At 68.8% G+C, this 7,231-nt stretch carries 7 protein-coding genes; 1 reads left to right on the top strand and 6 read right to left on the bottom strand.

Annotated features, from left to right (window positions below):
- Positions 1-34 precede the first annotated feature (34 nt).
- The 6 genes from ABTZ89_RS32815 to ABTZ89_RS32790 all read right to left on the bottom strand — a co-directional run bounded on the left by ABTZ89_RS32815 (position 35) and on the right by ABTZ89_RS32790 (position 6,073).
- The gene (locus ABTZ89_RS32815) at positions 35-1,312 is read right to left on the bottom strand and encodes an alginate O-acetyltransferase AlgX-related protein (RefSeq protein WP_351052085.1); all 1,278 of its coding nucleotides are present in this window, start codon (positions 1,310-1,312) and stop codon (positions 35-37) included.
- A 42-nt stretch (positions 1,313-1,354) separates the two neighbouring features.
- Positions 1,355-2,398, bottom strand: coding sequence for a 2,3-butanediol dehydrogenase (locus ABTZ89_RS32810; RefSeq protein WP_351052082.1), 1,044 nt, complete (start codon positions 2,396-2,398; stop codon positions 1,355-1,357).
- A 118-nt stretch (positions 2,399-2,516) separates the two neighbouring features.
- Complete coding sequence (locus ABTZ89_RS32805; protein ID WP_351052079.1) at positions 2,517-3,092, bottom strand: TIGR03086 family metal-binding protein; 576 nt, start codon at positions 3,090-3,092, stop codon at positions 2,517-2,519.
- 179 nt (positions 3,093-3,271) lie between these two features.
- On the bottom strand, positions 3,272-4,252 hold the full coding sequence (locus ABTZ89_RS32800) for a YihY/virulence factor BrkB family protein (protein WP_351052076.1): 981 nt from the start codon (positions 4,250-4,252) through the stop codon (positions 3,272-3,274).
- An 89-nt stretch (positions 4,253-4,341) separates the two neighbouring features.
- Positions 4,342-4,557 carry a hypothetical protein gene (locus tag ABTZ89_RS32795; protein WP_351052074.1) on the bottom strand — a complete coding sequence of 72 codons (216 nt, stop codon included), beginning with the start codon at positions 4,555-4,557 and terminating at the stop codon, positions 4,342-4,344.
- Positions 4,558-4,639: 82 nt separating this feature from the next.
- Positions 4,640-6,073, bottom strand: a complete 1,434-nt coding sequence (locus tag ABTZ89_RS32790) for an MBOAT family O-acyltransferase (RefSeq protein ID WP_351052071.1) — start codon at positions 6,071-6,073, stop codon at positions 4,640-4,642.
- Between the two features lie 215 nt (positions 6,074-6,288).
- Here ABTZ89_RS32790 and ABTZ89_RS32785 point away from each other — a divergent pair, with 215 nt between their 5' ends.
- Complete coding sequence (locus ABTZ89_RS32785; RefSeq protein WP_270947327.1) at positions 6,289-7,110, top strand: phospholipid scramblase-related protein; 822 nt, start codon at positions 6,289-6,291, stop codon at positions 7,108-7,110.
- The last annotated feature ends 121 nt before the right edge of the window (positions 7,111-7,231 follow it).

Below are 7,231 nucleotides of genomic sequence, written 5' to 3'. Positions count from 1 at the left end.
GTTGCAGCCGGTTTTCGCACTCACGACTCCGGTGTCAGCGGACGGGGTGGGCGGCGAGGACTTCGCCGACCTGGTCGGCCACTGCCGGGTCGAGCATCGGGTAGCGGCCTCCGGCGACGAAGCGCTCGGAGAGCTCGAAGGTCACCACTTCCCCTTCGGACAGGAGCCGACCGGTCGCCGCAGGGTCGAGGGCGACCTGGTCCGGGTGGACGATCGTGACGTCGGTGAACGTCGCCGCCAGGTACGGGCTCGCGAACTGGGTGAACGAGTCGCCGACCATCCGCATCGGCGCGGTGACCATGCCCGGCTTCGGCGGCGAGTCCAGGTGCAGCGGTTCGTGGAAGTCGCTGGGCTTGAACTGGGTGTTGTCCACGTCGCTGCCGTCGGGCGCCAGCGAGTACGCCTGGATGTTCACGGTCCGGTCCTGGCCCAGCAGGTCCGGGATGTCCGCGCTGTGCGGGTACTGCCGCGACGGCAGGACCTTCCAGCTGCTCGTCACGCCCGGCTGGAGCCGTTCGGCGAGCTGGTAGGCCATGGTGATGCCGCCTTCGTGCGTCCAGTGCGTGTCGATGTCGTGGTAGATCGGCCGCTGGTTGCGGGCCGCCACGTCGCGCAGCTGCTTGCGCATGTCCAGCGCACCGGTCTGGCCGGGCACCCGCTTCCAGAACTCCTCGCGGGCCTTCGTCGAGCAGTCCTTCCCGGCGTAGCGGTCCGGCATGTTCTCCGGGTACGCCGTGGACTTGTCGGGCGCGATGACCAGCTGGAACTTCCGCCCGGAGGCTTCCACGACGGACTTCCAGCGGCGCAGCCCGGCGATCACCTCGTCCAGCGAGCGCTTCGGCACGCACCGGTAGGACACGTCGTGCCCGAGGTAGAGCCAGCCGCCCTTGCCCTCGATGACCGCGGGGAACACGTTCTCGTCGATCTGCGGCTTCTCGTCGACCTGCCCGGCCCCCACCGGCGAGGTGTGCGAACCGCCGTCGAGCCGGGCGGGTTCGCCGAAGATCCCCCGGCTGAGCGCGTCCACCGACTGCACCGCGTCCTTCCGGAACGGCAGGTTGTCGGTGGCCCACGCGTTCAGGCCGGTGAAGGCGCCCCAACCGTCGGTGATGCTCGGGAACGCCGCCAGCGGCCGGTTCTCCAGCTGCGTCGGCCTAGCACCGAGGACCCAGCTGGTCAGGGGTGCGGTGAAGAACAGGACGGCGCACACCAGCGCGGCGAGCTGCCGCCTGCCGTGCCGCGGCCGGTGCATCGGGTGCTCCCGCGGCAACCACGCCTCGTGGACCGGGGGGAAGCTCTTCTGCCGCGACACACCCCAACGTTAACCGGCCACGCACCGCGACCAGCCGGAAACTCATGGATCGACGAGCACTTTCATCTTCCGCCCGGCCCGCAGCGCGGCGAACCCCTCGTCGACGACCTGCTCCAACGGCACGTGCTCGACCCAGCCTGTGGTGTCGTAGTGGCCGCGCGCCATCAGGTCGATCACCGCCCCGTAGTCGTCCGCGGTGTAGCAGAGCGAACCCTGGATCGCGGACTCACGCATCACCAGCTGGAGCAGCTCGGTCTGCAACGGGTGCTCGTAGATCGCCACCGCGATCAGCCGCTTGCGCGCCCCCAGGCAGGACATCCCGGCTGCCACGCTGGCCTTCACGCCCGCCGCGTCGAAAGCGGCGTCCGCACCGCGCCCGCCGGTCCGCTGCATGACGTGGGTGGCCGGGTCGATCTCCGTCGGGTCGATGACATCGGCCGCGCCCAACCCGGCGATCGCCGCCCGCCGCGTCTCCGACGGCTCGACGACCGTGATGTCCTCGACGCCGATGCCGCGCAGCGCGAACCAGATGCCGATCCCGATCGGCCCGGCACCGAAGATCACCGCGCTGCCGCCCGGACCGACCTCGCCGAGCCGCGCCGCGTGGTAGGCCACCGACATCGGCTCGACCAGCGCACCGAGCTCGGCCCCGACGGACGCCGGCAACCGGTGCGCCATCCACGACGGCACCACCGAGTACTCGGCCATCCCGCCGGGCGCCATCAACCCGTGGAACCCGATCTGCCGGCACACGTTGTAGTGCCCGGCCAGGCACGGCGGGCACTTCCCGCAGCGGTAGACCGGCTCGATCGCGACGTGGTCGCCCACGGCGACGTCGAACACGTCCGCACCGACCTCCACGACGGTCCCGGAAAACTCGTGCCCCATGGTGAGCGGCAACCGGTACCCGGTCAGCGGGTGCGGTTCGGTCGGGACGAAGATCGGCCCCGCGTAGTACTCGTGCAGGTCGGTGCCGCAGATCCCGTTGTACCCGACCTTCACCTTGATCTGCCCGGCCGAGCAGGCCGGCTCCGCGACGTCCTCGACTACCAGCTCTTCCCGCCCCCGGTACACCGCAGCACGCATCGCGCCTCCCACCGGCTCCGCTGCCAACGCGTTCCAGCACACGCCCGCGACTGCCCAGGTGCAACCGTTGCACCAGGTTGCACCCCGCAGCGGTCCGCTCAGAACCGGTAGTGGTCGATCAGTCCGCCCCTGCGGCAGGACGACCGAGGAATGCGGCAAGTCTGTCTATCGCCGGAGCGTCCTCCGAGATGGCCTGAGCAGGATCGAACCGACCGTTTCGCACCGGCTCGGTGAATTGGCGGCTGACGAATGTCAAAGCCTGTTCGGCCAGGTCTTCGGGGAGGTCGACGGGTTGCCCGGTTGCCCGGGCGAGGTCCCAGCCGTGAGTCAGGAGATCAGCCATGCGCACGAGCAGGAGTGCCGCGCCGGTGGTCTCGCCGAAAGGCCCCTGGTAGATGAGTTCAAGGGCCTGCGGTTGATCGAACGCGGCCTGCACCGCTCCGCTGGACCTGACGTAGACCTCGACGGGGGTGCTGTTGAGGTGCCGCGTGCCGGGTTCGGGCGGTGCCTGGTGCGTCAGCGAAGCGGCCACGGCGAGATTCACGTCCACCAAGTGGTTCACCAAGTCCTCCACCGTCCAGTCGGTGCAGGGAGTCGGGTTCGACCACTGCCCTTCTCGGATGCCGGAAACCAGGTGACCGACGGCCTCCAGCGCTCGGCCGAGCTGTTCGACGGACGGGGCCAGCAGCACCATCGATGTTCTCCACGTCGTGGTCGCGGCAGGACGAACCGCGATGGGGACAGTTGATCTTATCGTCGCTTGCCGCCCTTGATCTGCCCGGCCGCGCAGACCGGCTCCGCTGCCAACGCGTTCCAGCACACGCCCGCGACTGCCCAGGTGCGACCGTTGCACCAGGTTGCACGGCTGCTTCATCAACGACGTTTGCCGTTCTCGTCGTGGTAGGCGCGTACCTGGGCATCGGTGCTGCGGGCACGGCGGTCGGCGTCGGTCTGCGGCGCGTCGACCAGCGCGCGAGGGTGCAGGCGTTCCTTGAGCACCACGTTCAGCTGTGCACCCAGCAGGGTGATGACGCTTTGCAGGTAGAACCACCACAGCATGGTGATCACGGTGGCGAAGGGGCCGTAAGTGCTCTGAGCGGTGTGCAAGAACCGGCTGATGATCAGCGACGACGCGGTTTGCAGCACGAAGAACAGCACCCCGCACAGCGCCGCGCCGGGCAGGACGTCGCGGGTGGTGACCTGCCGGTGGGTGAGGAGCCGGAACGCGGCCACGAACAACCCCAGGTCCAGAACGATCGCGATCGCGTAACCGAGCACGCGACCGACCCAGCCCAGATCGATCCCCTCCGCAGCGCCGGAGACGAATCCGTTGACCAGGGTGCTCACCACCAGTCCCACGCCGATGGTGGCCAACACGGCCACACCGCGCACGGTCTGCTGGACGATCGTGGGATGCCGGGTGAACGGCAGTCCCCAGACCGAGTTGAGCGCTGCTTGGGCGACGCGAACCACCCGCAGACCGCTCCACAGCGCGGTGACCGCACCTAGGCCCAGCGCCCACCATTCGCCGCTGAGCCCCTGGACCGTTGCGGGGTCCAGCAGCGGCAACATCGTCGCCACGTTGCTGAGCACCTGGTCCTTCATGCTGACCGGCAGCAGGAAGCCGAGCAGCGTGACCAGCACCAGAAGCAGGGGGAAGATCGAGAAGAACGCCCAGAAGGCGAGCATGCTCGCCAAGTTCGCGGACCGGTCCTCGGCGAACTTCCGGAACACGGCCACCGCCACGCCCAACGAACGGTGGTGCTGCTGGAAGCTGTCCACCCGTTGCACCGGAATCTTCAGCGCTCTCCGGCGCCGAGTGCCGGACGTGCGGTCGCGGGTGTGCTCACGCATGGCGGAACTCCGAACCGGCAGTGCATGCCTCGGCCTGAGCATCGAATACCCAGCGGCGAGATCGATGATGCGCAGGTCGGCGCGGCGGCTCACAGCTGCGGTCGTGATTCCTTTCGCCGCGCCCGCATCTCGGGAATCCCGGTCAGAGCGGGCCACACTACGACGGCACCGATGGTCAGGTACCCGACGTAGCCCGGCATCCTGGTGAGCAACGCGCACAGGGCCCACGCCGCGATGACCAGGGAGCCCAGCAGCCGAACTCGGGTCCAGCGCTTCGAAGGCGGCAGCTCACTCCAGGGTTGCATGATCCTCTTCCCCACGAGGGCAGCGTGGCAGAGGCTAAGCCGACCGCGGTCCGGTTTCGGAAAACCCAGACGGCCTGCCCCCTCAGAACTGGTAATAGAGGAACGGGCTGAAGGAGCCGGTGGCGACGAGGAGGCCGGAGTAGCCGAGGCCGAGGGTCAGGACGCCGATGCGCAGGGCGTAGGCCTGGCGGGTGCGGACCGACTCCAGGAACGGGCCGGTGCCCGAGTTCGCCGGGAGGAACAGCACGACCAGCGCCAGCAGCAGGAACACCAGGCGCTGGTTGGTCACCGAGGCCGACACGATGTCGGTGACACCGGAGAAGTCCGGCAGCAGCATGTGGCCCAGCATCACGAACGCGCTGCCCAGGTCCGGCGAGCGGAAGAACACCCAGCCGATCACCACCAGCAGCAACGTCAGCGCGCGCCGGGCGATCCGGGCGCGGGTGCCCGACGGCGAGTGGGCCCAGCCGAAGGCGCGCTCGACCACCAGCAGCAGACCGTGGAACAAGCCCCACACCAGGTAGGTCCAGGCCGCGCCGTGCCAGAAACCGGTCAGCACGAAGATGATCGCCAGGTTCCGGTAGGTGCGGACCTGCCCGTGCCGGTTGCCGCCGAGCGGGATGTAGACGTAGTCGCGGAACCAGCGCGACAGCGACATGTGCCAGCGCCGCCAGAACTCCGTGACGGTCACCGACGAGTAGGGCCGCGCGAAGTTCTCCGGCAGCCGGAACCCCAGCATCCGCCCCAGACCGATGGCCATGTCCGAGTAGCCGGAGAAGTCGAAGTACAGCTGCACCGCGTAGCCGATCGCACCGAGCCAGGCGATCGCGAACGTCATGTCCTCGTCCGGCGTCGCGAAGCACGCGTCCACCATCGGCGCCAGGGTGTCGGCGATGACGACCTTCTTCGTCAGCCCCCAGGCGAAGCGCGGGAAACCGGCCGCGATGTCGTCCAGCCGGTGCGTGCGCTGCTGCGGCAGCTGGTCGGCGATCTCCCGGTAGCGCACGATCGGACCGGCCACGAGCTGCGGGAACATCGCGATGTAGGTGACGAACGAGACCGGGTCGCGCAGCGCCGGGCGCTCACCGCGGTAGATGTCCACCACGTAGGAGATGTGGTGGAACGTGTAGAAGGAGATGCCGATCGGCAGCGCCAGGTGCAGCACCGGGAAGTCGCCGCCGAACCAGCTGGTGAGCACCGCCAGCTGCTCGGTGGCGAACCCGGCGTACTTCCACACCGCCAGGATCGCCAGGTTGAACGACACGGCGCCGATCAGCACCCACCGCCGCCGGTTCTGCTCGAAGCCCCACTCCACCGGCTCCAGCCGCAGCCCGGCGAGGTAGTTCACCACGATGCACGCCAGCAGCAGCAACGTCGTGCCGCCCGCGCCGCTGGCGTAGAACAGCAGGCTCGCCACCGCGATCACCGCGTTGCGCCCGCGGCGCGGCGCGATCAGCACTGCCGCCAGGACAACCGGCAGGAAGTACCACAGGAACAGGGGGCTTGCGAACGACATCGGGGCCTCGGGTCACGGGAGGCCCTCGCCTCCCCTTGGAGCACGGCGGGATTGCTGTCCGGACTTTAGCCGAGCCCGGAACGCCACCGAGCCGAAACGCATCGGGTTCACCGCCTGCCGTTTGATCCGCTTTGTCCTGACCAGCCAAAACGAGTTCGCGAACAGGCTCCGGAAATGGCGGACAGCCCCCGCGCCGATCACTTAGCCTGGGCCCCATGAACGCTCCCGCGCCAGGCTGGTACCCCGACCAGGCGGACCCGCGCTACGTCCGCTGGTGGGACGGCCGCCAGTGGACGCAACACGTGCAGCCGGCCCAGGCACCGGCCCCGCAGCCGCAAGGCGACGCCAACGCCGCTGAGCTGTCCGTGGGCGGGACCGGCAACGCCGCGTCGATCCAGCAGCAGGTGCAGCAGCGCGCCGGAGTCGGCGGGCCGGTCGCCGGCGGTGGGGGCACCCTGTTCACCGAACCGGTGCTGGTGATCAACCAGCAGGCCAAGCTGATCGAGATGTCGAACCAGTACGCCATCTACGACCAGCACGGACGGCAGCTCGGTTCGGTCGTGCAGGTCGGGCAGAACGGCGCGCAGAAAGCGCTGCGCGCGTTCACCAAGCTCGACTCGCTGATGACGGTCAAGCTGGAGATCCGGGACATCACCGGTCGCCCGGTCCTGCTGCTGACCCGTCCCGCGACGCTCTGGAAGGGCACGGTCCACGTGCAGCGCCCGGACCAGTCGCTGATCGGCGAGATCCGGTTGGCGAACTTCTGGGGCAAGGCGCGCTTCAACTTCGAGATCGGCGGCCAGCGCATCGGCGGTCTGCAGGCCGAGAACCTGCGCGCCTGGGACATCAAGGTCCTCGACCAGGCGGACCAGCCGGTCGGCCAGATCAGCAAGACCTGGCAGGGCCTGGCGAAGGCGGCGTTCACCACGGCGGACAACTACGTCCTGCAGCTCCACCGGCCCCTCCAGGACCCCCTCCTCAGCATGGTCCTGGCCTCGTCCCTGGCCTTCGACACGATCTTCAGCCAGCACCAGTGACGACCCCACCCGGCGCGGTGGATCACAGTTTCAATTGAAACTGCGCTCCGCCGTGCCCGGGATTCACAGTTTCAATTGAAACTGCACACCCGGGCGTGTCGGAACCCCGGCGTGTCGGGAC

It is taken from the genome of Saccharopolyspora sp. NPDC002686, assembly GCF_040295745.1.
In the GTDB taxonomy this organism is placed as follows: Bacteria; Actinomycetota; Actinomycetes; order Mycobacteriales; family Pseudonocardiaceae; genus Saccharopolyspora; species Saccharopolyspora oryzae.
The sequence above is the reverse complement of the archived record's forward strand: the minus strand, read 5'-3'. Positions and strand labels throughout refer to the sequence as shown.